The organism is Streptomyces yangpuensis, assembly GCF_001005295.1.
GTDB classification, from domain to species: Bacteria; Actinomycetota; Actinomycetes; order Streptomycetales; family Streptomycetaceae; genus Streptomyces; species Streptomyces yangpuensis.
On the sequence record NZ_LBMK01000002.1, the window covers coordinates 2068860 to 2092899 of the forward strand.

Consider the following 24040-nt stretch of genomic DNA (forward strand, 5'->3'; position numbering starts at 1 on the left):
AAGGGAGATATGGGCGGTTCGGGATCAAACGACAGCGAGTGGAAGCTGACGGACGAGGAGGGCCGGGCCCTGTCGGGCCGGTGGTGGCGATGGGCCCTGTCCGCACCGGAGCGCCGCAGCCCGGTCAGTGACACCACCGGCGAACACGCCGGCTGGAAGCAGCCGGAGGACCTGTGGTTCCTCGCCGGCACCTACGGCGGGCGCGTCGTGCGCCGCTGCGCCGTCCCCGCAGGACGCCCCCTCTTCTTCCCCGTGCTCAACATGCAGCACAACCGCTTCTACGCGAAGACCCCCCAGAGCATGTACGTGCTCAAGGCCACGGCCGCCCTCAACGGCGTCGACCTGCCCCTGCGGGAGTACACCGCGCAGTTCCGCACCTCGTGGCTCACCCGCCGCTTCACCTGGGGCCTCTGGGCCGGCATCGCACCCCTGCAGCCCGGCGAGTACGTGCTGGAGATCAAGGCGAAGGCCCACGGCGGCTTCTGGGTCGACACCACCTACCACCTCGAGGTCACCCCCGCCTGACCCGCCCGCCCCGTTCCCCTCCCCGCCCGCCCGCGCCGCCCCCCCGTCAACCGGGAGCCGCGGCATCATCCCCCGGCCCCCGGGCGTCACCCCCGGGGGCCCGGTGGCGCGCCGATCCCAGTGCCGGTGGGGCGCGCGGCGGGACCCCTCGCCGCCCGGGCGCCGGTACGGGCACTCCGGTGCGCCGGAGGCGCCCCCGTTCGGTGCCACCATGCCTCCCGAACAGCGGGCCATGCGACGAGAGGTCTGGAACGTGATGCCTCAAGCGACCGGGAACCCCACCCGGCAGCTCTCCGACGGGCAGCAGAAGAACACCCCCCACACTCCCGATATCTGCGACGGCCTGGACGGCGCAGGTCCCGCGGACGACGGCCCCGCGGTACGGCACCCGGCCGCCACCGCCACCCGTACCGACACCGAACTCCTCATCGCCGCCTCCGTACTGCTCGCCGACGCCGCCCTCGCCGCCAGACAGGCCGGGGCCGACCTCACCGATGCCCTGACCGGAGGCCGCTTCGCCCTGCAGGCCCTGCGCCGCCCCGCCTGGGCCCTCGGCACGGCACTGTCCTGCGCACACGCCCTCACCAGCCCGGCCGGCCTCGGCTTCGGCCCCAACGGCGGCGTCATCGGCGAGCTCGCCCGCATCGCCGGCAACGTGACCCGCCGGCGCCCCGCAGCGGTCGCCATGGCGGTGGACGCCTTCGCCCTGCGCATCGAAGCGGCCACCGTGACCCACCCCAACCTGGACTCCGCCCACGCCCGCCGCCTCACCGGCGCCGTCGTCGCCGGGGACCGGCTGGAGGCCGTACGCGCCCTGCACGCCCTCGTGGAACGGCTCGGCGTCACCCGCGCCCTCACCACCGTCAGCCCCGTCATCATGGAACTCCTCGCGCTGACCGGCCTGCTGGACGAGAACCCCGTCAACGACGGCTTCTCCTGGGTGACCCTCGCGGGCGGCGTCCCCACCACCGACCCGTTCCTCGGCCTGCCCAGCTCCCTGCTCAAGTACCTCAACCCCGGCCCCGGCCGCGCCGAACGCGTCGACGCCGACCCGATCCTCGCCAAGGTCCTCGGCACCTCCCGCAACGACATCGTCAGCTACATCAACGACATCGGCGCCCTCGGCAACCACGGCCTGGTCCTCCTGCGCCGGATCGCCTGCGCGGACGGCACCGCACGGCACGTGCTGCTCCTGCCCGGCACCAGCTTCGCCCTCCTCAGCAACAGCACACCGCAGGACCTGGTCGGCGCCTTCGACGGCTGCCTGCGCACCGACACCACCTACACCCGGGCGGCGAAGAAACTCCTGCGCCGGGCCGGTGTGCCGGCGGGGTCGGAGCTGATGCTGGTCGGGCACAGCCTCGGCGGCCTGACCGCGATGAACCTGGCGGCCGACGTGGACGTCGCCTCCGAGTACCGGATCACCCACGTGGTCACGCTCGGCTCCCCGATCGACGCCAAGCGGCCCGCCGACCACACCACCCGCGTCATCAGCCTGGTCAACAAGCACGACGTCATCCCGATGCTGGACGGCCGCGGCCCGGCCTCGCCCCACGACATCCCCGCCGGCTGGGTGGAACTCGCCTGGCTCGACGAGTCGTACGACTACCCGCTCTCGCACGCCCCCCAGGCCTACTCCGACAGCCTGCGCGGCGAGCTGGCCCACTACCGCGAGCAGGTCAACGCCTCGATCCGGCGCTACGACGGCGAGATCACCGGCAACCAGCCGTACATGCTCCGCGACAAGTGACCCACCCCGCCCCCGGGCCCTCACCCGCCCCCGGGCCCTCACCCGCCCCCCGGGTCGTCGCCCGTGTTCCGGTCCGGGCCCGCGCCTGTGTTCGTGTCCGTCGTCCGTGTCTTTCGTGCGATCCGAGGGAGAACGCCCCCGATGACCACCCCCGCCACCGCCTGGCCCCTGGAGAACGCCGTGTTCAGCGCGGCCATGCTCGCCCATCGCCTGCCCTGGGCGGACGCACCCGCCCGCGCCCTGGGCCTGGACTCCCTCACCCGGGAGGGCGCGGCCCGCAAGGTCCTCGCGCACCTGCGCCGCAGCCGCTCCGGCCGCCCCGTCCGGCTGCGCACCCCGTTCGGCTCGTTCCTCGTCCCCCTCGGCGCGGCCGACACCGCCGGACTCCTCGCCGGGGCCGCCGCGTCGGACGCCCTCGCCGCGCCCGTCCGCCTCGATGCGGCCGGACGCCGGTACGGCCTGTACCCGCACGTCCCGCTCCCGCCCGACGGCGTCCCGCCGGCGGCCGCGCTCCGCGCGCCGCTGGCCGAAGAGCTGGAGAAGGTGGCCGCCGCCCGCCGGGACGACCACGCCCTGCCCTGGGAGGTCTGGCGGCCCGGTCTGCTGCGTGCCGCCCGCCGGGTGGTGGCGGGCGGGGCCGCGGCGGACGACACCCTGCTGACCGAGGTGCTGCTCAGAACGGCCGGGGCGGCGGGCAGCCGCGCCTACGACGGCCGGTCGGCCGCCCTGAACCGGCGGCTCGCCCCTTACCTGGCCGACCCGGACCCCGGCTCCGCGGCCGCCGGCCTTGTCCGCGGCCGGGCCGCCGGGCCCGTCGTACCCGCCGCCCGCACGCAGGGCGTCCCGCCGTCCGGGGAGGGGCGGCCCGAGGAGGCGCTGGCCCACACCCTGGCCGTGGTCTCCGAGGCGGCCGTCACCACCGCCCTGCAGGCACTCGCCCTCGCCGCCGCGGGCGTACCGGGCGCCGCGGACGGCCCGGCCGGGGCCGTGGCGCTCGCGCTCGGCCACTTCCCGCCCCTCGAAGCCGTCGTGCACCCGGTCCGTACGCGTTTCGTGTGGGACGGACTCGTCGTCGACGAGGGCACCGAGATCCTGGCCGCACCCGGCTGGCTCCGGGACCCCGCGGACGCCACGGCGCACGCGGACGCCACGGCGCACGCGGGCTCCGGGGCCGGACCGGACGCCGCACCCGGGCACGGCCACGACGGGCCGTCGCCGCTGTGCGGATCGCCGACCGGCTGCTCGGCCACGGCCCTCGCCGTCCACGTCGCCGAGGAGGTCGTCCGGTTCTTCACCGAGGCCGCCCGGCCGGCCCTGCTGTCACCGGCCCTCACCCCGGACCGCATGCCGTTCACCCTCGCCCCGCACACCGTGCTGGTCGCCCTCCCCACGGCCGGCACCGTCCCCCGGGCCGTACGGGCCGGCACCCCGGCATCGTGCGCGGCATCGGCCCGAGCCGGCGCGGACCGCCTCGACCGGCACGCCCGCAGCCTCGCCGCGTGCGCCGCCCAGGCGGGCTGGGACGGCGAAGAGACCGGCGAACGGTTCCGGATGCGGCTGCTGGAGCACGCGGAGCGGTGCACCCGCGCCGCCTCCGACGTCCGCGCCGCCGCCCGCCGCCTCGCCGACTGACGCCCTCCCGGGGACCGCGCGGCGACCGCAAGGGGGGCGCAGGCGGGGCGCCCCGCGCGGGCTACCGTACGAAGGCGTCCCGCCGTTCCCGTTCCCGCTCGACCATCTCCTGCACGGTGGCCCGGACTTCGGCGCACAGCCAGCGGGCGGCCGCCGAGCGGGCCCCGGGACCCCGGGGCCGCTCGGGCGGCGTGATCGGCTCACCGATGCTGATCAGCCACTTCGCCGGCAACGGGAAGGGCGAGGTCAGCGGGAAGCAGGGGAGTCCCAGGAGCTTCGCCAGCGCGGGCACCTCCCCGATCCGCGGTGAGGACTCCTCCGCCCCGATGACGCTGACCGGAACGACCGACGCTCCCGTGTGCAGGGCCGCCACCGCGAAGCCGGGGTTGAACGGCTGCAGCCGGTACCGCTCGCGGAACGGCTTCTCCAGCCCCGAGACCCCTTCGGGGAACACCGCGACCAGTTCACCGGCGCTCAGGCGCTGCATGGCCGTCCGCGCCTCGATGGGCACGGCGCCCTTCTTCGCGGCATACGAACCCAGCACGGGCAGCCGCAGGACGAACGGCGCGGCCAGCACGTGCAAGGAGCGCCGCAGCGACCGGTGCAGGGCCTTCTGCAGCACGAAGGCGTCCAGCCCCCAGGCCCCCGAGTGGTTGGCGACGAGCACCGCCGGCCCGTCGGCGGGAATGTTCTCCACCCCCAGCACCTCCAGCCCGAACCAGTCGTCCATCAGCCATTCGAGGAGCCGTTCCCAGGCGTCCTCGCCCACGTCCCCCAGCAGCCTCCGCAGGAAGCGCAGCTCGCCCCCGGCGGCCCCGATGACATCGGCCAAGCTCTCGGACACGCACGAGCCTCCTGATCCCTTGCGCCGGCACGTCCCTGCGTACGAGGGACTTCCCCACCAACGGACACGGGGCACGAAAGGTCGCGGTACCACCCCGGCACGACCACCGCCGCCGCCCGCTCCCGGCGGCCGAGAGCAAGATCCGGACAGATCTAGACTGGCTTCGAGGGGCAACGCACCGGAGAGCCGGGGGCGTCAGGGGAGGCGGGGGAGTGACGGCATGGACGTGAAGGATGCGGGCGGGAGTGCGGGCGACGGGGCGGAGCCTCCCCTGGTCGCCGCCGTCCGGGCGGGGGACACCTTCCTGGTGAAGTGCCTCCTGGAGGCGGACAAGAACTACGACGAGGTGTCCGAGGCCTTCGGCGTCGCCGCCCGGGCCTTCCGCGGGGACCTCGCCGAACTGCTGCTCCTTGGCGGCGCCGATGCCGGGCAGTGCGCGCCGCACGAGCTGCCGTCCCTGCGCGAGGCCGTGGACTCCGGCTCGCCCGCGCTGGTGGAAGCCCTCCTGAACCACAGCATCCGCGACCGGTACCCCGCCTCCGAGCTGCGGGAGATGCGGGACCTCGCGCGCAGCTGGTACGAGGAGGGGACCGAGGCCGAACTGCGGCGCCGCACCGGCTCACAGGACGAGACCGTCCGGACCCGGGTCCAGGACGACAGCTACCACACGGTCGGCGAACTCACCCTCGGCGCGACGACCGTACGCGACGGCCACGGCGCGATCCTCACGGACCTGGAGGAACTCCTCGGCATCCGCGCCCCGTTCGAGGAGCTGACGGCACGCGCGCTGGAACACGACCCGGACCACACCGCCTGGTCACGGGCCACCATCCTGCTGTCCCACCGGCGCGACCCGCAGACGTGGACGGCCGTCACGGCCCTGCGCACGCACACCGACCCCTCACACCGGCTGTTCGGCGCCGAGCTGATGCGGCTGACCGAACTCTTCTCCGACGACGGCGAGGACGAGCTCGCCGTCCAGGCCGTGGACGCCCTCACCGCCTGGTCGGCCGAGGAGACGGACACCACCGTCCTCACCGAGGTGCTGCACGGCCTGCATTCGTACGCCGGACCACGCGCCGAAGCCGCCCTCCTGGCCCACGCCGGCCACCCCGACGCCGGGGTCCGGCAAGCGGTGGCCAGCGGCCTCGGCACGCGCGGGGAGCCCGCGTACCTGTCCGGCGAGGCCCGCGACGCACTCCTCGCGCTCCTGGCCGACGACGACACCGACGTACGGATCGCGGCCTGCCACAGCGCCGGCGAGACCGCCCGCCCCCATGCAGTCAAGGGCGATCCCGCCCTGGCCGACGCCATGGCGGCCCTCCTCCACGACCCGCTGCGCCGGGTCCGGCTCGTCGCCGTGTACGGGCTCGCACTCCACGAGGACGAGCGGTGCCTGGAGGCGGCCGACCGGCTGGGCCCGCCCCGCCCCGGCTTCCGCGCCGAGGAGATGGCCTGCCTCGACGTGGCGTGGCGGTACCAGTGGCGCCGCGACGGGGTGACATCGGCCTGAGCCCGAAAGGCCTGAGCCTGAAAGGCCCGTGTCCGGAAGGCCCGAGTCCGAAAGGGCCCCGGCTGCCGGCACCGGGCGGGCAACTGCACGCGTTGTTGGGCGGCCGGGGGTGCCGGGCGGGCACGGGGGCGGGGCAGGGTGGCGCAGGGAACGTGTCGGAGGGAGGTACGCCGGTGGAATGGGACTGGTGGACGGCGGAGTTCGGGGACGCGCACGCGGGCGCGGTGGGTGTCCTCGTCGGCGGGGGTGAGCCGGGTCCGGTGTACTTCGACGTGGGGAGCGGCCCGAACATGCCGTCGACCACGCACTGGTCGGCCTACGACGGCCGCCGGCACCGCGGCCCGCGCGCCGAGGCGCTCCGGGCGGTGTGCGCGTGCGGATGGCGGGGTGCCGCCGAGTACCTGCTGGACTGGCCCGCGATCGGTGACCGGCCTCTGTACGAGGCCGACGTCGACCTCACCGGACCGCTCGCGGACTGGAACGCCCACCTGTCCCTCGTCCGCGACAAGGCGGCCCCGCTGCCCGAGCCGCTGGCCGCCCTCCTGGTCACGGTGGCCGAGCAACTGTCCGCCACCGCCGAGGACGCACCGATGGCAGCGCTGCGCGCCGTCGGTGTGCTGGAGCGGATCGCCGCCGGCGTCGGGCGGGAGGCGGCCGGCGCGCTGCGCGACGACGGCGTGTCCGCCGAAACGGTGGCCGCCGGGCTCGGAACCACCCGGTCCAAGGCCCTGGTGCTCCTCCTGACCGCCCAGGACCGGTGACGGGCACCGCGCGTCCGCAGACAGCAGGAGGGCCCCGAGTCGCCTCGGGGCCCTCCTGTACTTCGCTGACCTCCCCGTCCAACGACCCCGCCGCCCAGGAGTCACGCCCCGCTTCCGGACGCCGTCCGCTCAGCCGTTGAAGCGGAGCTCCGGCCGGGTCCAGAGGGTGCGGTCGCTGCTGGTGGCGACGGCCAGGGGGCAGGCCGGAGGGAGACCCGTTCCGGGCGCCCGGCGGGGGAGTGTCTGGCAGGGTGTGGCGTATGGAGCCGTTGAGAGTGGTGGAAGCGCTGTGGGACCGGATCCAGGCGCGGGACTGGGACGGTGTCGCCGGGCTGGTCGCGGAGGACGCCGTCGTGGAGTGGCCGGTCAGCGGCGAACGCATCGTGGGCGGCGGGAACTACGTCGCGGTGAACTCCGAGTACCCGGAGGGCTGGGCGATCCGTGTGCTGCGGATCGTCGCCGACGGCGACGAGGTCGTCTCCGAGGTCGAGGTCCCGCACGAAGGCGTCGGGGTGTTCCGGGCGGCGTCGTTCTGGACCGTCCGCGACGGGCGGATCGTCCGCGGGCGGGAGTACTGGACGAGCCCGGGCGCCGACCCGCGCCCCGAGTGGCGGGCCGCCTTCGTCGAACCCATGGAGGCGGAACACGCGCCGTGACCGGGCAACAGCCGCACGGGTTGCGTGGTCCGGGGACCTGAGAACACAGAGAACGCCGAGAACACAGAGAACGCCGAGAGCGCCGAGAAGGAGAGACCGGCATGGCGATTCAGCGGATGGACAACGTCGGCATCGTGGTCGAGGACATGGACGCCGCCATCGCGTTCTTCGTGGAACTCGGGATGGAACTGGAGGGCAGGGGAGAGGTCGAGGGCCTCTTCGCCGACCGGTGCACCGGACTCGACGGCGTCCGCTGCGACATCGCGATGCTCCGGACCCCCGACGGCCACAGCCGGCTCGAACTGGCGAAGTACCGCAGCCCCGCGGCGATCACTGCCGGGCCGCGCAACCGGCCGCACAACATCGTGGGCACGCACCGCGTCATGTTCGCCGTCGACGACATCGAGGACACCGTCGCCCGCCTGCGCCCCCACGGCGGTGAACTCGTCGGTGAGATCGCCCGGTTCCAGGACAGCTATCTGCTCTGCTACCTCCGCGGTCCGGACGGCGTCATCGTCGGGCTGGCCGAGCAACTGACCCGACCTACCTGACCTGACCCGACCCGACCCGACCTGAGCCGAGGCGACCTGAGCCGAGGCGAGCGGCCGTGCTGCGGGGGCCGCCGTTCGGCCGCGGCTCACCTCACCGGCGTACCAGGTCGAGCTGGCGGTTCATCTCCGCGAGGAAGCGCACGACGGTGGCGAGTTCGGCGTCGGTGAACCGGCGCCGTGCGGTGTCGGTGGCGTCGGCGAGGGGGCGGAAGTAGTCGCGGGCCGCGGTCCGGCCAGCCTGCGCGTAGTGCAGATGGACCACCCGGCGGTCGTCCTCGGCCCGGACCCGGTGGATGTGGCCGGCGCTCTCAAGCCGGTCCAGGCAGGCGGTGACCGCACCGGAGGTGAGGTTCATCCGCTTGCGCAGCCGCCCGGGGGTCATCGGGCCCGGTTCGGCGTCGTCCTGGTCGGCGTCGAGGATCGCGATCAGGGCCTGTACGTCGGTCGGGTGCAGCCCCTGCGCCTGCGCGAACTCCTGGGTGATGCGGTTGAACTCCGCGTTCATATGACGCAGCAGGACGGCGAAGGCCTCCAGCCCGCCCGGGTCCTGGGCCGCAGACAAGGGAGACGTAGGCGGGGAAGACGGAGTCGGGGGTGTCTGGGAGGGGGCGTCGGCGCTGCGCATACCTCAGCATAAGATCTCTCAATGATTGAGATACTTTATCGCTGACATAGTCGGTGTGTTCTGAGGACGGACATGGTGAGAGCATCACGCTGGGCACGCCGGGCGATCCCCCTGGTACTGGTGGTGGTCTGGCTCGCGATCGGAGGGATGCTCGGCCCCTACGCGGGCCGGCTGGGCGAGGTCGCGACCAACGACCAGGCGGCGTTCCTGCCGCGCAGCGCCGAATCCACCCAGGTGCTGCAGGCCCGCAAGGCCTTCGAGCGGTCCGAGACGGTGCCGGCCATCGTGCTGTGGACCGTCTCGGGCGGCCGCGTGGACGAGGCCCGGCAGCAGGCCGCCACCCGGGCCGTCGCGGCCCTGGCCGGCCGGCCGGGTGTCGCCGGGACCCCCTCCCCGGCCACGGCCTCCGCCGACGGCGCCGCCCTGCAGGCCGTGGTCCCGCTCGCACCGGACCTCGGCAGGCAACTGCCCGCCGTCCTGGAGGACGTCCGCGTGGCGGCCCGGCAGGTGCCCGGCACCACCGCACACATCGCGGGCCCGGCCGCCGGCCAGGCCGACCTGGCGGACGCGTTCTCGGGGATCGACGGCCTGCTGCTCGGGGTGGCGCTCGGAGCGGTCCTGCTGATCCTGCTGCTGGTCTACCGCAGCGTCCTGCTCCCCCTGATGATCATCCTCGGTGCCGTCCTCGCCCTCGGCCTGTCCTGCGCGGTGGTGTACTGGCTGGCCGCACGGGACATCGTCCGGGTCGACGGCCAGGTCCAGGGCATCCTGTCGATCCTCGTCATCGGCGCGGCGACCGACTACGCACTGCTCCTCGCCGCCCGCTTCAAGGAGGAACTCGCCGCCCGCGGGGAAAACCGTACGCGCGCCGCGTGGACGGCCGTACGCCGCTCGGCCGGTGCGATCACGGCCAGCGCGGCCACCGTGGCCCTCGGCCTGCTGGCGCTGCTCGCCGGCGACCTGACCAACAACCGTGCGCTGGGACCGGTCGGGGCGATCGGCATCCTCTGCGCGGTGCTGGCCACCCTCACCTTCCTGCCCGCCGTCCTGGTCCTCACCGGCCGCGCCGCCTACTGGCCCGCCACCCCCGGGCCCGCCACCCCCGGGCCCGCGGGCGCCGAAGGCGGGGGCCACGGCGTGTGGCGCCGGGTGGCCGCCCTCATCGACCGGGCCCCGCGCCGCGTGTGGGCCTCCACCACGCTGGTCCTCCTGGCCCTGGCCGCGTTCGCACCGGGCCTGTCCTCCAAGGGAGTTCCGCTGGACGAGATCTTCGTCAGCGACGCACCCTCGGTCGCCGCCCAGCAGAACCTGGGCCGGCACTTCCCCGGCGGCTCCGGCAGCCCGACGGTCATCATCGCCACCGCCGACCGCGCCGCCCAGGTCACCGCGGTCACCCAGGACACCGGCGGAGTCGCCTCCGCCGCCCCCGTCACCACCACCGGACGGCCCGGCCCCGGCGCCCCCCTGGTGGTCGACGGCCGGGTGAGGATCGACGCGACGCTGGAAGCGGCCGCGGACAGCGACGCCGCCAAGGACACCGTCCAGCGGCTGCGCCAGCGCCTGCACGCCGTCGACGGCGCCGACGCCCTGGTCGGCGGCTACACCGCCCAGCAGTACGACACGCAGACCACCGCCGCCCGCGACCGCACCGTCATCGTGCCGGTCGTCCTCGCCGTCATCGTCCTCGTCCTCGTCCTGCTCCTGCGCTCCCTGCTCGTCCCGGTCCTCCTGGTGGCCACCGTGGCCCTCAACTTCGCCGCCACCCTGGGTGTTTCGGCCCTCGTCTTCGAGCACCTGCTCGGCTTCACCGGCACCGACGCCTCCGTACCCCTGTACGGATTCGTCTTCCTGGTCGCCCTCGGCGTCGACTACAACATCTTCCTGATGTCCCGGGTACGGGAGGAGTCCCTGACCCACGGCACCCGCGAGGGTGTACTGCGCGGGCTCACCGCCACCGGCGGCGTCATCACCTCCGCCGGAGTCGTCCTCGCCGCGACCTTCGCCGCCCTGATGGTGATCCCGCTGGCGTTCCTCGTCCAGATCGCCTTCATCGTCGCCTTCGGCGTCCTGCTGGACACCCTCNCGCCCTGATGGTGATCCCGCTGGCGTTCCTCGTCCAGATCGCCTTCATCGTCGCCTTCGGCGTCCTGCTGGACACCCTCGTCGTGCGCTCCCTGCTCGTCCCCGCCCTCGTCGCCGACATCGGCCCGCGCGCCTGGTGGCCCAGCACCCTGGCCCGCCCCGCCGCGGACCGGCCCCTGCCGGTACGGACCCCCGCCGGCTGACACCGTCCACGCCGGCACGGTCCGAGAGGTTGCACATACCCCCCAGGGGTATATGGTGGGGATGTGGGTCCGTGGGGACGGGGTCACACTGACGGTATTGGGGATGACGATCATGGATCACAGCGCACACCACACAGCCACCGCACACGACCACGCCGCGCACCAGGCGCACGCGGGTCACGCAGGGCACGGGACGGGCGGCGTGACGTGGGGGGCCGCGGCGAAGGCGACGCTGCACTGCCTGACCGGATGCGCCATCGGCGAGATCCTCGGCATGGTCATCGGCACCGCCCTGCTGTGGGGCAACGTCCCGACGATGATCCTCGCGATCACGCTCGCGTTCCTCTTCGGCTACTCCTTCACCCTGTTCGCCGTCCGCAGGGCCGGCCTCGACTGGAAGAGCGCGATCAAGGTGGCCCTGGCCGCCGACACCGTCTCGATCGCCGTCATGGAGTTCGTCGACAACGGCATCATCGCCCTGGTCCCCGGCGCCATGGACGCCCACCTCTCGGACGGACTGTTCTGGGGAGCGCTGCTCGGCGGCTTCGTCGTCGCCTTCCTGGTCACGACGCCGGTGAACAAGTGGATGATCGGCCGCGGCAAGGGCCACGCCGTCGTCCACGCCTACCACTGACCCGGGCCGCCCGCCCGTACCGAGCCCCCTGCCCGGCCGCCCCCTCGGGCGGCCGGGCACCGGCGCGGACAGGGCCCGCTGCCGCCCGGGGTTCAGCTCGTGCGGGCCAGCGGCCGGCCGGCGAAGCTCACCCCTGCCAGGCCGTGGGCCATGAGGTTGCGGATGTTGCCGTGATCGGTGCCCTCCGGCGTCGCCAGCACACTGCGGTAGTGCTCACCGAACGCCTGCAGGGCCTCCTGGTCGCTCAGCCCCTCCAGCAGGGCCAGCCCCAGCGTCTTGCAGGAACCCTCGTTCTCACCCGCGGCGTTCGCCAGCTCCCCGTTGCGGAACGCCTGCGGCTCGTACGCGTAGCGCGCGGCGATGAAGGCCAGGGTGTCGGCGAACTCGTGCTCACCCGACGCAAGGCTCGCCCGCAGCGCGTTCAGATCGGTCATGTCGGTTCCCTCGGGTCGGACAGACGATCCGGTTGCCGTCCGTGACCGGGCGACCATACCCCCCGCTGAGCAACCCGGCACGAACCGGCCACATACCGGAACGATCACCATCCGCGCAGGCCACGGCGCACGACGGCGTGACGGCGCCACCCGCCGGGCGGCGGCGGCATTGTCAGTGGGGGACAGGATGATGACCTTCATGACGGAAAACAGTGCCCTGCTCTCTCCTGCCGCCTACACGGAGGCCGTGACCACCGCCGTGGCGGCCTCCGCCGCGTACTACGGCGACGGGACCACCCCGCTCGGCGACGACGAGTACGACGGGCTGCTGCGCGCCATCGCGGCCTACGAGGAGGCCCACCCGGACGAGGTGCTCGCCCAGTCCCCGACCGGGAAGGTGGCGGGCGGGGCCGTGCAGGGCGACGTGCCGCACTCGGTGCCGATGCTCTCCCTCGACAACGTCTTCGACGCCGACGAGCTCACCGAGTGGGCCGCGGGGCTGGAACGGCGCCTCGGGCACCCGGTGGCCGGATGGTGCGTGGAGCCGAAGCTCGACGGCCTCGCGGTGGCCGCCCGCTACCGGGACGGCCGGCTCGTGAAGGTCCTCACCCGCGGCGACGGCCTGGCCGGCGAGGACATCACCCACGCCGCCGACGCCGTCGTCGGTCTGCCGCCGGTCCTCACCGAGCCGATCGACGTCGAGCTGCGCGGCGAGGTGCTGCTGACGACCGCGCAGTTCGAGGAGGCCAACCGGATCCGGCTCGCCCACGAGGCCACGCCCTTCGCGCACCCGCGCAGCGGAGCGTCCGGCACCCTGCGGGCCAAGGACCGCCCCTACCGCATCGAGTTGACCTTCTTCGCCTACGGCGCGATCGGCCTGGACGACCTCGGCCACGCCGCTCTGCTGGAGAAACTGGCCGTGCTCGGCGCGAACACTGCCGCCGGCACGGCCGCCGCCCCGATGCGCTGCGAGACCGTGCAGCAGGTGCAGGAACGTATCGACGTGATCGCCGGCCTGCGCGCCGGCCTGCCGTTCGGGATCGACGGCGTCGTCGTCAAGGCCGACACGGCCGAGGACCAGCGGCAGGCCGGCAACGGCTCGCGCGCCCCGAGATGGGCGGTCGCCCGGAAACTGGCGGCCGAACACAAGGTGACGCGCCTGCTGGCGGTGGAGTGGAACGTCGGCCGGACCGGGATCATCGCCCCGCGCGCCGTCCTGGAACCCGTGGTCATCGACGGGGTGACGGTCACCTACGCCACGCTGCACAATCCGTCCGACATCACCCGCCGCGGGCTCATGATCGGCGACCAGGTGTTCGTGTACCGGGCCGGCGACGTCATCCCCCGGGTCGAGGCACCCCTGGCCGACCAGCGCACCGGCGCCGAGAGCCCGATCGTCTTCCCCGAGGCGTGCCCCCGCTGCGGCGACGCGATCGACACCTCCGAGCAGCGCTGGCGGTGCGTGCGCGGCCGGAGCTGTCAGGCCGTGGCCTCGGTGATCTACGCGGCCGGCCGCGACCAGCTCGACATCGAAGGCCTCGGCGGCACGCGCGCGATCCAGCTGGTGGAGGCCGGTCTGGTCAAGGACGTCGCCGACCTGTTCACGCTGACCCGCGAGCAGCTCCTCGGCCTGGAGCGGATGGGGGAGACCAGCGCCGCCAACCTCCTGGCCGCGATCGAGACCGCCCGCGGGGCCGCACTGAACCGGGTGTTCTGCGCCCTCGGCGTCCGCGGCACCGGGCGCACGATGTCCCGCCGGATCGCCGCGCACTTCGGCTCGATGGCCGCGATCCGGGCCGCCGACGCCGACACGCTCGCCGGGGTCGACGGCATCGGCACCGAGAAGGCCCGCGTCATCGCGGCCGAACTCGTCGAACTCGGCCCGCTCCTGGACAAGCTGCAGGCCCAGCAGGTCGGCACGCAGGTCACCGAACCGCAGAAGCCCGCCGCCGCGGCCGACCCGGCCGACGGGGGCGAGGGGGGTGGCGGCGCGGACTCGGCGGGCGGCCCGCTGGCCGGACAGGCCGTCGTGGTGACCGGCTCCATGACCGGCCCCCTCGCCGTGCTGTCCCGCAACGAGATGAACGAGCTGATCGAGCGGGCCGGCGGCAAGGCATCCTCGTCGGTGTCCAAGCGCACCACCCTGCTGGTGGCGGGCGAGAAGGCCGGCTCCAAGCGCACCAAGGCCGAGGAACTGGGCATCCGCATCCTCGGCCCCGAGGAATTCGCCGTCCTCGTCGCCGACCTCCTCCCCACCCCCTAGTGCTGTGACCGGAAAGGTTCACCGGGTCACGGCGCCCGGCACGGCACCTCGCCGCGTTGTCGGACCACGCAAGTACGTCNCCAGTACGAGACGTGGCCCTCCGCCTTGCGATGCACCGCACCGGACACCGCGACCCGGCAAACCTTTCCGGTCACAGCACTAGAAGGGGTGCCCCCGAGCCGGGGAAGGGGGTCCCGGCTCGGGGGCGGCGGAGGGGACGGAAGGGGGAGGGGACGGGGGACTGCCGGGGTGTGTCCGCCTACTTGAAGGTGACGTCCGAGCAGGAGTAGAAGGCCTCCTCGCTCTGGAAGGAGCCGTCGGGCCGCTTCAGCCCGTGCCAGATCGTGTAGATCAGGTGCTTGCCCTTCTTCTCGGGGAGCACCGCCTTGAACGTGAACGCCTTCGCGCCGAGGAAGCCCGAAGGGGCCGCCGTGGCCGCGGTGTTGTCGGCGCTGAGGAACGGAGTGTCCTCCAGGTCGGACCACTTCAGCGGCTTCTTCGGGTCGTAGCCGTCCTTGGTGACGTACATCTCCATGCGGTACGGGTTGTGCAGCGCGCTGATGTCGTAGCGCAGGTCGTACTCGGCGCCGCCGGGCAGCGTCGTCGAGGGGAAGTCGTCCCGCGCCAGGTCCAGGCCGGAGAACTGCGCGTTGCCGGCGCTGCACAGCTTGCCGTCGGCTATGCGGGCGCGGTGCTGCGGGGAGGAGGTCGGGGTGCTGTGGTCGATGGCGCGGCCCTGCACGATCGACTTCCAGTCGCCGGGGATGCCGGGGCTCTGGGCGAGGGCCAGCCGGCAGGCCTCACTCGCCTTCGGGTTCTTGGTGCAGGCCACGCTGCGGCTCACCGGATCGGCGGTGGAGCCGTGTGCGGAGGCCGGTGCCGAGCCGAGGGTGGTCACGGCGAGGGGAAGGGCCACGAGCGCGGTCAGGCGCAGGAGGGCGGCGCGGCGGGCCGGGGGCCGTACCGCGTCGGGGGAAGCCGTGGCGGCGGGACGGGTCGTACTCATGAGGGGGACGCTCCTGGTCATGGGGTCTGGGGCCGGTCGGGCGGCCAGGCGTGTGGGTGGGCAGGCGTGCGGGTGGGCGGTCGGCCGCCGGGTCAGCCGCCCGTCCGCACGCTCACCTCGCGGGAGAACGCCCCCCACGTGCCGTCGCCGAGCCGCGCCCGGATCTTCACGGCGTACGTCGAGCCGGGGTGGGCGCCGACGAGCACCTCGCGCGAACCCTTCGTCGCCGGCACCGGCAGGACCGGGTCGCCGGTGCCCCACATGAAGGTCTGGGCGGGCTTGCCGTTCAGGTAGACCTGGTAGGTGGTGATCTGGCCGACGCCCTGCGGCACGGACCAGGTGAGGTTCAGGTAGTGCTGGGTGACACCGCCGTCCTGCTTCGTGGCGGTGGTGGCGGCGAAGTCGCCGGGGGAGGCGGTGCCGCCACCGCCGTCGGGAGCCGCGGTCGTCGTCACCTGCGCTTCGCGGGTCGGTTCGGACTCCTTCCCGGAGGCGTCGACGGCGGTCACCTTGAAGCGGTAGGCGGTGCTCGCGGTCAGGCCGGAGACGGTGGCCGAGGTGGCCTTGGCGTCCGCGTCCTGGACCTTCACCCCGTTGCGGTAGATCCGGTAGCCGGTGACCGCGACGTCGTCGGTCGCCGCACGCCAGCGCAGCGCGGCCTGGTACGGGCCGGAGGCCGTCGCCTCCAGGTCCGCGGGGACGACCGGCTTCGCCTTGTCCTGGCCGGGCGCCGCGAGCGTGGTGAGCACGATGTCCTTGCTGAAGCCGGTGGTGCGGCCGTCGGCGCGGACGGCGCGGACCTTGAACGCGTAGCGGGTGGCGGGGGCCAGCCGCTCGATGTCCGTCATCGTGTCCTTGACGGTCTTGACCTGCTTGCCGTTCTGGAAGAGTTCGTAGCGCACGACCTCGGCCCCGCCCGCGGGCGGCTTCCACATCAGGTGGACGGCGGTGTCGTCCTTGACGAAGGAACCGCTGTCGGCGGGCACGGCCGTGTTCGTGCCGCTGTCGCCCCCGTTGCCCGACGCGCCGTTCACACGGCATCCGGTGATCTTGGGCAGGCCCTTGCCGGCGGGGTTGATCCCGACCTTGACGGTCCGGCTGCCCCCGGCGGCCACGTCGGCGCGGTCGGCGACCGGCTTGACGGTGACGTGCTTGCCGTCCTGGCGCAGCTCGTACGCCCAGGGGTTGTCGAGGGTGACCTGCCCCTGCGACACGTCGAACTCGGCGGTCCAGTCCCGTACGGGCCGGTCCCCCTTGTTGGTCAGGGAGACCTCGCCGGACGCCCACCACACGGTGGCCTGGTCCGCGACGCGGCAGGCGGCGCCGAGGCCGTCCTTCTCCTCTCCCGCATTGGCGGCGACGGGGATGACGACGGAGCCGACCCCGACGACCACGGCCGCACAGGCCAGGGCAATTCGCTTTCGGGACATCAGAAACCTCTTGGTAAAGCCGATCCGCCGGTGCAGCGGCGGCATCGAAAGTGCCTCGGTCAACACCGGTGACCCTAAGTGCGGTTCACGGCCCGAACGGCCCTCCGAGGCCCTCCGCACCCGCTGTTATCCGTCCCTTAAGGTCCGGATAGGGCGCCCTTGATCCCTTGCCCGCACCCCTCGACCCTACGGAAACCGAAGATCACGCTCCGTTCCCGCCCGAGTCGTGCGCGGGGGTCCGGTCCGGTTCGCAAACGATCAGCCGGAGGTCTCGTCCCGTAGCAGTCGTCCGGTCCGAAGCAGGAGGCCGGCGCGTGGGCCTCCTGCGTGGTGACGGCCCGGTGATCGCGTCCAGCTGCAGGCATCGTCTGTCGATCTCGTCCTCGGCGGAGTCCCGGTCGGGCAGCGGGCCGTCGGCGGCGAAGATCTGAACCTCTGTTCTCATGCGCGGATGATCGGCCGCCCATGCCGGACCCGGCACATCCCGCCGGGAGGAGACCGCGCCCCCGACGGGACGGCGGCCGGCGGCTCCCTCGTCCTCGGCTGACCGGGCCCGGGGGACCGGCACGCGGGGTCGTGCCTGCGCCGCCTCTCCGGGCCGCTCGGCGCTCCGCCGGGGTTGCCCTCCGCGACACCATCGTGTCCTGATCTCCGCCAGAGCTTGACGTTCCGCCTGCCGTTGTCCTTTCGAGACGCGTTCGCAGCACCCCCGTCGGCTCCAACTCCCTGCCTCGGACGTCACATTCGCAGAGACCCACCGTCCGAAGGGGGACACCATGACGTTGCGCACGCCCAGCCGCGACGGCGGCCACGACCGCGAGCGCGGCCACGACCGCGACCGCGCTCGCGGCCGCAACCGCAACCGCCGCCCGGCGGGACCGGCCCTGCTCGCCGTCCTCGCCGCCGGGGCGGTACTGCTCTCCGGGTGCAGCGGCTCCGGCAGCGGCCACGACCGCAGCAGCACCGCCCAGGAGGACACCCGGCGCCCCCGCGGCGGCAACTCCGCCCCCGCGCCCGGCGGCACCGCCCAGGGCGCTCCCGGCACCGCCGACCGGGCCGACGGCACGGCGGAGGGCGAGGACGACGGCCGCCGCACCCAGGCACCGCCCCCGGACTACCTCTCCACCTTCGCCCTCGACGTGGACACCGCGAGCTGGGGCTACGCCCGCCGCACCCTCGCCGACGGCAGACTTCCCGACCCCGGGACCGTCCGCCCGGAGGAGTTCGTCAACAGCTTCCGCCAGGACTACCGCCAGCCGGACGGCAACGGCTTCTCCGTGACCGTCGACGGCGCCCGCACCGACGCCGCCGGCTGGTCCCTGATGCGCGTCGGACTCGCCACCCGGGCCGGCTCCGGCCAGGACCGGCGCCCGCCCGCCGCCCTCACCTTCGTCGTCGACATCTCCGGCTCGATGGCCGAGCCCGGCCGCCTCGACCTCGTCCGCACCTCCCTGGACCTGATGACCGACCGGCTCCGCGACGACGACTCCGTCGCCCTCGTCGCCTTCAGCGACAAGGCCGAGACCCGGCTCCCGATGACCCGACTGGACGGCAACCGCCAACGGGTGCACCAGGCCGTCGACCGGCTGCGCCCCACCGACTCCACCAACGTGGAGGCCGGCATCACCCGCGGCTACGACACCGCCGTCGAGGGCCGCCGGGCCGGCGCCACCAACCGCGTCGTCCTGCTGTCCGACGCCCTCGCCAACACCGGCACCACCTCCGCCGACGCCCTGCTGCAGCAGATCGACGGCGCCCGCCGCGACCACGGCATCACCCTCTTCGGGGTCGGCGTGGGCAGCGACTACAACGACTCCTTCATGGAACGGCTGGTCGACAAGGGCGACGGCCACACCGTCTACGTCTCCGACCCGGAGGAGGCCCGCAGGGTCTTCTGCGACGAACTGCCCGCACAGGTCGAACTGCGCGCCCGCGACGCCAAGGCCCAGGTCTCCTTCGACCCGCGCAACGTCGAACGGTTCCGGCTCATCGGCTACGACAACCGGCGCGTGGCCGACGACTCCTTCCGCGACGACTCCGTCGACGGCGGCGAGGTCGGCCCGGGCCACACGGTCACCGCGCTGTACGCGGTGCGGCTGAGGCCGGGCGCGTCCGGACACGTGGCCACCGCCACCGTCCGGTGGCTCGACCCCGACGGCCGCGCCCCGCACGAGGAGTCCGGCCGGGTGGAGGCCTCCGCGCTGACCGGCGGAGGCTGGGAGCAGGCCGCGCCCCGCTTCCAGGTCACGGCCGCGGCGGCGTACCTGGCCTCGTCGCTGCGCGAGCGGGACGGCGGCTGGGAGGCCGTGCCGGGCGCGGTCGGTCTGGGCCGGCTGTCGGAGATCACCGGCCGGCTGGCCGAGCGGACCGAGGACCCCGAGGTCCGGCAACTGTCCGAAGCGGTACGGCAGGCCCGCCGCCTGCTGGGCTGACGTACGGGGAGTACGGGGGAGCTCGGGGAGTGCGGCAGGTACGGGGAGCAGTTCGGCCTCGCCGCCCTCGCCGCCCTCGCCGCCCTCGCCGCCCTGGCCGCCCTGGCCGCCCCGGCCCCGCCCCCGCCCCGGTCCGTGAACCGGCGGCCGTACGCCGGGCGTTGGCGCCGGGGGCGTGGGTGTCCACGCCGCCCGGCGGATTTTCTCGTCACCTTGACGATATGAAGAGCTCCCGTTATCGTCGCCTTGACGAAATGAAGGGGGTTCGCCATGGCCGACATCACCCGGCGCCTGGGCTGGCGCCATCTGCGCTCCGCGCCCACCGCCCACATCCGCCACCACAAGCGCGGCCGGCTCGTCCACGACGGCCGGGGCCTCAGCTTCTGGTACCGGTCCCTGTCGGCGGCCCTGTCCGAAGTGCCCGTCGACGACCGGGAACTGGCCATGGCCTTCCACGCCCGCACGGCCGACTTCCAGGACGTCACCGTGCAGGCCACCGTCACCTACCGGATCAGCGACCCGGCCCAGGCCGCCGAGCGCCTCGACTTCTCCGTCGACCCGGACACCGGAAGCTGGCGCGGCGCCCCCCTGGAGCAGATCACCACCCTCCTCACCGAGACCGCGCAGCAGCACGCCCTGGACGTCCTGGCCCGCATCCCGCTCGCCGACGCCCTGGTCGACGGCGTCGCCTCCGTACGGCAGCGGGCCGCCGACGGCCTCGCCGCCGAACCCAGACTCCCGGCCACCGGCATCGAGGTGGTGGCCGTACGCGTCGTCGCGATCCGCCCCGAGGCCGAGGTGGAACGCGCCCTGCGCACCCCCGCCCGCGAGCAGATCCAGCAGGAAGCGGACCGGGCCACCTACGAACGCAGGGCCGTCGCCGTCGAGCGTGAACGCGCCATCGCCGAGAACGAGCTGGCCAGCCAGATCGAACTGGCCCGACGCGAGGAACAACTGGTCGACCAGCGAGGCATCAACACCCGCCGCGAAGCCGAGGAACAGGCGGCCGCGGACAGCGTACGGACCGACGCCGAAGCCGCCCGCAAGGTCCGCCTCGCCCGCGCGGAGGCCGAAGCGGCCCGCGAGACCGGCGCCGCACGCGCCGAGGCCCAGGCCGCCTGGCTGCGCGTGCACGGCGAAACCCACCCGGACACCCTGCACGCCCTGGCCACGACCCGCCTGGCGGAGAACCTGCCGCGGATCGAGAGCCTCACCCTTTCCCCCGACGTCCTCACCTCCCTCCTCCCCCGCCTCGGCCGCCCGGACGGGGGAGCGGGCGCGTGAGCCTGGCCCCGCGCGCGGTGATCGTGCACCGCAGGACCGAGTACGAGGAACTCCTCGCCCGGCACGGAACGCACGGGCAGGCCGCCTTCTTCCTCTCCAGCCGCGGCCGCACGATCGACGAGGTGGTCCGCCGCCACGACCGCACCCGCCAGGCGCTGCGCGACGTGGCGGCGGCGGTGCCGCTGACCTGGCGCAACTCCCGGGTGGAACGCGCCGACCTCGACCGCTTCCTCTTCGCCCCGGAGGACGTGGTCGTCGTGGTCGGCCAGGACGGCCTGGTCGCCAACACCGCGAAATACCTCCACGGACAGCCGGTGGTGGGCATCGACACCGACCCGGGACGCAACCCCGGGGTCCTGGTCCGCCACCGCCGCACCGACGCGGCCGCCCTGCTGCGCGCCGCCACCACGCCCGGCGGCCGGACGGACGAACTCACCATGGTCGAGGCCGTCGCCGACGACGCCCAGCGCCTCCTCGCCCTGAACGAGATCTACCTGGGCCCGCCCGGCCACCAGACGGCCCGCTACCGCCTGGGCCCCGACGGCGAGAGCGGCCAGGGCGAGGCCCAGGCATCCTCCGGGGTCCTGGTGGGCACCGGCACGGGCGCCACCGGCTGGCTGCGCTCCCTCTGGCTGGAGCGCGGCAGCACCGCGGCCCTGCCCGCACCCTGCGAGGAACGGCTCCTGTGGTTCGTTCGCGAAGCCTGGCCCTCACCCGCGACCGGAACGAGCAGGGTCACCGGCGAACTCGGACGCGGACAAGGACTGCGGCTGACCGTGGAATCGGACCGGATCGTGGTCTTCGGCGACGGAATGGAGTCCGACGCCCTGGAACTGACCTGGGGTCAGAGCGTCCGGCTGGGCATCGCGGAGACATCCCTGCACCTGGTGGCCTGACCTCCGGACGACCGCACGCCCCCACCACGGGGGACGCACGGCGCGCACCCCGGACGCTCACCTCAGGGCGAAGAGCAGGCTGACCGAGTTGTAGTAGTTGGGCAGGTGCGCGATCTCCGACCCCGGACGCGGCGGGTCGGACTTCGGCCAGTTCCGCGGGCCCAGCAGATGGTCGGCGTAGTCGCTGTACGGGACCTTCGGCACGAACCAGACGCGGTACGCGCCGGGGTACATGTCCCGCTCGAACCGCCAGAGCTGCGTCACCCGGTCCCCGCCGGCCCGGCAGGCACGCAGGGTGACCCCGACGACGTTCCCGCCGGCGGCGGTCCCGTCGAGGCAGGCACCGGTTCCCGCGTTGCGGAGCTGGTAGGTGTTGTGCTGATGGGCGGGCAGCCGCTCCCACTTCTGCCCCGCCTTCCCGGTGCACGGCTCGAGCTGCACCGGACCGCCGCCGGAGGTGGCGTCGCCCACGCCGACGCACAGCCCCGAGGCCACATTGACCAGGGCGGAGCCGGCACCGGTGCGATCCGGCGACGGCGACGGAGAAGGCGGCACGGCGGACGCCGAAGCGGTCACGGAGGCCGAGGGCGAAGCGGGCGGCGTGGCAGGGGCGGTGGCGTAGGCCGCCGACCCGATGGCCGAGATCGGTGTGGCCTCCGGCAGCGGGGCGCGCGGCACCGCGAACGTACTGACGGGAGCCGCGGCCTGCCCGGACCCCCTGCCCTCGGAGTCGGACGGCAGCAGGACGACCACGGTGGCCGCCGTGCCCGCCACGGCTGCCGCAGCGGCCCACTTCACCGCACCGGCCTTGGCCCCGGCGAGCTGCGTCCCGCTCAGTACGCCAGAGGCGGCGAGCTGCGTACCGCCCCCGCCCAGGGCCGACAGGAACGAGGCGGGGTTCCACAGCAGGATGCCCCCCAGCAGCAGCACCCCCAGACGGCCGTTGACGTCGCGCAGGTCCCGCTCGGCCCGCGCACAGCCGGCGCACCCCTGAAGGTGGCGGCCGAGGTCCCGGGTCAGGCGCGTGCCCGGCCGGCGCAGCCTGGCGGCGATCTGCCCCCCGTAGTGCTTGCACTCATCGCTCGCACTCCGGTCCAGGTGAGCGCGCAGGTACGCCTCCCGCAGGCCCTCCCGGGCCCGCGCGGCCAGCGAACCGACACCTCCCGCCGATATCCCCAGGCGCGCCGCGGTCTCGGCCGCCGGCTCGTGCTCGACGACGGAGTGCCACAACACGGCCTGCCAGCGCTCCGGCAGCGACCGGTAGGCGTGCAGGACCAGCGATTCCTCCTCCGCCGAGAAGACGGCGTCCTCGGCGTCCGCACCGTCGGAGAGCTGCTCGACCCATTCCTCGAAGTCGTCCGACAGCCGTGTACGGGAGGCCTCCCGCGCCCAGGCGGCCGCCAGACGGCGCACACAGGTCAGCAGGTACGGCCGCCAGGCGTACTCCGGACCGGCACCCCAGGCGATGGCCCGGTAGGTACGGGCGAACGCCTCGGCGGCGAGATCCTGAGCAGTGGAGAGGTCCCGGCAGCACGTACGGGCGTACGCGAGCACCGACGGATGGTGACGGGCGAACACCTCGTCCATCACATCCCTGACCGCCGTGCCGGAGTCCGAGGTGTTGCCACGCAGCAGAGCACACAGCTCGCCGTCGCTGAGGGCTCGGAGATCCTGCTGACGGGCGGTACCAGGTCTACTCAACACGTGCTCCTGTGTGGCTTGCTGACGACCCGGGCGTCGGTCCCGGGCACATCCGTCATGGGGGTGCGACGCTGCGCCCGACCGGAATTCGCGCAAGTGTGCACGCTCGTAGGGCCGCAGGCAAACGCCAGGAAGGAAAGCAGAGCCTGTCGCTCCGGATCCGCCAACATTGGAGACAATCCCTGGTCAGAGCGGCTAAGATCCGCCCACCACGGCAGCGGCAAGGGCGCCGTGCGCACCCCTCTGCGGCCCGTCCGCAGCCCCCCTGCGGACGCGCCGGCACCGTCGCACCGGCGATATCCCGCCACCCCCCCCGGGACTTCAGGGGGCGGGACGTGGAGGCGGCGGACCGGCTGGGCCCGCCCACCACACCACTGTGCAAGGAAACAACGGAACGTTGTTTCCTTGCACAGTGGGCTAGGGTGGTGTCATGTCGGACGACACCGAGCCCACAGCCCGCCGCAGACCCGCCGCCCCCGCGGACCGCTTCCCGGCCGACGGGGCTCTCGCGGCGGGGCTGCAACAGGACGTCGCCTTCCTGGACACGCTGCTGGCCGGCGCGGCCGGACGTGACGGAACCGGACGGCACGCCGTCCCGGACGAGGGCGTCGCTGCGGCGCTGGGCCTGTTCGAGGGCATGCGGACGGCACTCGACCGGATGGAGGCGCAGGTCGTCATCGAGGCCCGGCGCCGTGGGATGGAATGGCGGGAGATCGCCGGCCACCAGGGGATGAGGTCGTCCCAGGCCGCTTCCCAGCGCTACCAGCGCCTGGTGACCCGCCTCGAAGAGATCCGCCAGGGCATCCGGTAAGACCAGG

Annotated in this window: 22 protein-coding genes; 15 read left to right on the top strand and 7 right to left on the bottom strand. The window is 73.7% G+C overall.

Annotation, left to right across the window (positions count from 1 at the left end):
- Positions 1 to 9: 9 nt before the first annotated feature.
- From AAT21_RS38955 to AAT21_RS14565, 3 genes are all read left to right on the top strand, one after another.
- Entirely contained in the window at positions 10 to 525 is a 516-nt protein-coding gene (locus AAT21_RS38955) for a hypothetical protein (RefSeq protein WP_046776960.1), read from the top strand.
- A 211-nt stretch (positions 526 to 736) separates the two neighbouring features.
- Positions 737 to 2275: a lipase family protein gene (locus AAT21_RS14560; RefSeq protein ID WP_157879692.1), complete on the top strand. Its 1539-nt coding sequence runs from the start codon at positions 737 to 739 to the stop codon at positions 2273 to 2275.
- A 141-nt stretch (positions 2276 to 2416) separates the two neighbouring features.
- Entirely contained in the window at positions 2417 to 3907 is a 1491-nt protein-coding gene (locus tag AAT21_RS14565; protein WP_046776961.1) for a cytochrome P450 family protein, read from the top strand.
- Between the two features lie 61 nt (positions 3908 to 3968).
- On the opposite strand, the gene AAT21_RS14570 is transcribed toward AAT21_RS14565, so the two are convergent.
- On the bottom strand, positions 3969 to 4751 hold the full coding sequence (locus AAT21_RS14570) for a lysophospholipid acyltransferase family protein (protein ID WP_052757783.1): 783 nt from the start codon (positions 4749 to 4751) through the stop codon (positions 3969 to 3971).
- 220 nt (positions 4752 to 4971) lie between these two features.
- Here AAT21_RS14570 and AAT21_RS14575 point away from each other — a divergent pair, with 220 nt between their 5' ends.
- The 4 genes from AAT21_RS14575 to AAT21_RS14590 all read left to right on the top strand — a co-directional run bounded on the left by AAT21_RS14575 (position 4972) and on the right by AAT21_RS14590 (position 8232).
- Entirely contained in the window at positions 4972 to 6264 is a 1293-nt protein-coding gene (locus tag AAT21_RS14575) for a HEAT repeat domain-containing protein (RefSeq protein WP_052757784.1), read from the top strand.
- A gap of 173 nt (positions 6265 to 6437) precedes the next feature.
- The gene (locus AAT21_RS14580; protein ID WP_046776962.1) at positions 6438 to 7025 is read left to right on the top strand and encodes a hypothetical protein; all 588 of its coding nucleotides are present in this window, start codon (positions 6438 to 6440) and stop codon (positions 7023 to 7025) included.
- A 260-nt stretch (positions 7026 to 7285) separates the two neighbouring features.
- On the top strand, positions 7286 to 7681 hold the full coding sequence (locus tag AAT21_RS14585; RefSeq protein WP_046776963.1) for a nuclear transport factor 2 family protein: 396 nt from the start codon (positions 7286 to 7288) through the stop codon (positions 7679 to 7681).
- Between the two features lie 101 nt (positions 7682 to 7782).
- Positions 7783 to 8232, top strand: a complete 450-nt coding sequence (locus tag AAT21_RS14590; protein WP_046776964.1) for a VOC family protein — start codon at positions 7783 to 7785, stop codon at positions 8230 to 8232.
- Positions 8233 to 8323: 91 nt separating this feature from the next.
- Here the strand turns inward: AAT21_RS14590 and AAT21_RS14595 are convergent, their stop codons facing one another.
- On the bottom strand, positions 8324 to 8857 hold the full coding sequence (locus tag AAT21_RS14595; protein ID WP_079025640.1) for a MarR family winged helix-turn-helix transcriptional regulator: 534 nt from the start codon (positions 8855 to 8857) through the stop codon (positions 8324 to 8326).
- 72 nt (positions 8858 to 8929) lie between these two features.
- Here AAT21_RS14595 and AAT21_RS14600 point away from each other — a divergent pair.
- From AAT21_RS14600 to AAT21_RS14605, 3 genes are all read left to right on the top strand, one after another.
- On the top strand, positions 8930 to 10939 hold a 2010-nt coding region (locus AAT21_RS14600), incomplete at its 3' end, for an MMPL family transporter (protein WP_235438794.1).
- An 11-nt stretch (positions 10940 to 10950) separates the two neighbouring features.
- Complete coding sequence (locus AAT21_RS38960; RefSeq protein WP_412180320.1) at positions 10951 to 11142, top strand: MMPL family transporter; 192 nt, start codon at positions 10951 to 10953, stop codon at positions 11140 to 11142.
- Positions 11143 to 11254: 112 nt separating this feature from the next.
- Entirely contained in the window at positions 11255 to 11776 is a 522-nt protein-coding gene (locus AAT21_RS14605; RefSeq protein ID WP_046777435.1) for a DUF4396 domain-containing protein, read from the top strand.
- A 92-nt stretch (positions 11777 to 11868) separates the two neighbouring features.
- On the opposite strand, the gene AAT21_RS14610 is transcribed toward AAT21_RS14605, so the two are convergent.
- Positions 11869 to 12210, bottom strand: coding sequence for a HopJ type III effector protein (locus AAT21_RS14610; protein WP_046776965.1), 342 nt, complete (start codon positions 12208 to 12210; stop codon positions 11869 to 11871).
- Positions 12211 to 12400: 190 nt separating this feature from the next.
- Here AAT21_RS14610 and ligA point away from each other — a divergent pair, with 190 nt between their 5' ends.
- On the top strand, positions 12401 to 14473 hold the full coding sequence (gene ligA / locus AAT21_RS14615) for an NAD-dependent DNA ligase LigA (RefSeq protein WP_046776966.1): 2073 nt from the start codon (positions 12401 to 12403) through the stop codon (positions 14471 to 14473).
- 259 nt (positions 14474 to 14732) lie between these two features.
- On the opposite strand, the gene AAT21_RS14620 is transcribed toward ligA, so the two are convergent.
- From AAT21_RS14620 to AAT21_RS37510, 3 genes are all read right to left on the bottom strand, one after another.
- Positions 14733 to 15479, bottom strand: a complete 747-nt coding sequence (locus AAT21_RS14620) for a lytic polysaccharide monooxygenase auxiliary activity family 9 protein (RefSeq protein ID WP_046776967.1) — start codon at positions 15477 to 15479, stop codon at positions 14733 to 14735.
- A 92-nt stretch (positions 15480 to 15571) separates the two neighbouring features.
- Positions 15572 to 16909 (bottom strand): fibronectin type III domain-containing protein, encoded by a 1338-nt coding sequence (locus AAT21_RS14625; RefSeq protein WP_167350582.1) that lies wholly within the window; start codon positions 16907 to 16909, stop codon positions 15572 to 15574.
- Between the two features lie 202 nt (positions 16910 to 17111).
- Entirely contained in the window at positions 17112 to 17354 is a 243-nt protein-coding gene (locus tag AAT21_RS37510) for a hypothetical protein (protein WP_157879694.1), read from the bottom strand.
- A gap of 331 nt (positions 17355 to 17685) precedes the next feature.
- Between AAT21_RS37510 and AAT21_RS14630 the strand changes: the two genes are divergently transcribed.
- The 3 genes from AAT21_RS14630 to AAT21_RS14640 all read left to right on the top strand — a co-directional run bounded on the left by AAT21_RS14630 (position 17686) and on the right by AAT21_RS14640 (position 21521).
- A complete protein-coding gene (locus AAT21_RS14630; protein ID WP_079025642.1) occupies positions 17686 to 19341 on the top strand; it encodes a vWA domain-containing protein in 1656 nt (551 codons plus the stop codon).
- Between the two features lie 270 nt (positions 19342 to 19611).
- The gene (locus AAT21_RS14635; protein WP_046776969.1) at positions 19612 to 20625 is read left to right on the top strand and encodes an SPFH domain-containing protein; all 1014 of its coding nucleotides are present in this window, start codon (positions 19612 to 19614) and stop codon (positions 20623 to 20625) included.
- Positions 20622 to 21521, top strand: a complete 900-nt coding sequence (locus AAT21_RS14640) for a hypothetical protein (protein ID WP_046776970.1) — start codon at positions 20622 to 20624, stop codon at positions 21519 to 21521. Before AAT21_RS14635 ends, AAT21_RS14640 begins: the two co-directional genes overlap by 4 nt.
- Before the next feature lie 57 nt (positions 21522 to 21578).
- On the opposite strand, the gene AAT21_RS14645 is transcribed toward AAT21_RS14640, so the two are convergent.
- Positions 21579 to 23222, bottom strand: coding sequence for a sigma-70 family RNA polymerase sigma factor (locus AAT21_RS14645; protein WP_157879695.1), 1644 nt, complete (start codon positions 23220 to 23222; stop codon positions 21579 to 21581).
- 430 nt (positions 23223 to 23652) lie between these two features.
- Here AAT21_RS14645 and AAT21_RS14650 point away from each other — a divergent pair, with 430 nt between their 5' ends.
- Complete coding sequence (locus AAT21_RS14650; RefSeq protein WP_046776971.1) at positions 23653 to 24033, top strand: hypothetical protein; 381 nt, start codon at positions 23653 to 23655, stop codon at positions 24031 to 24033.
- Positions 24034 to 24040: the final 7 nt, after the last annotated feature.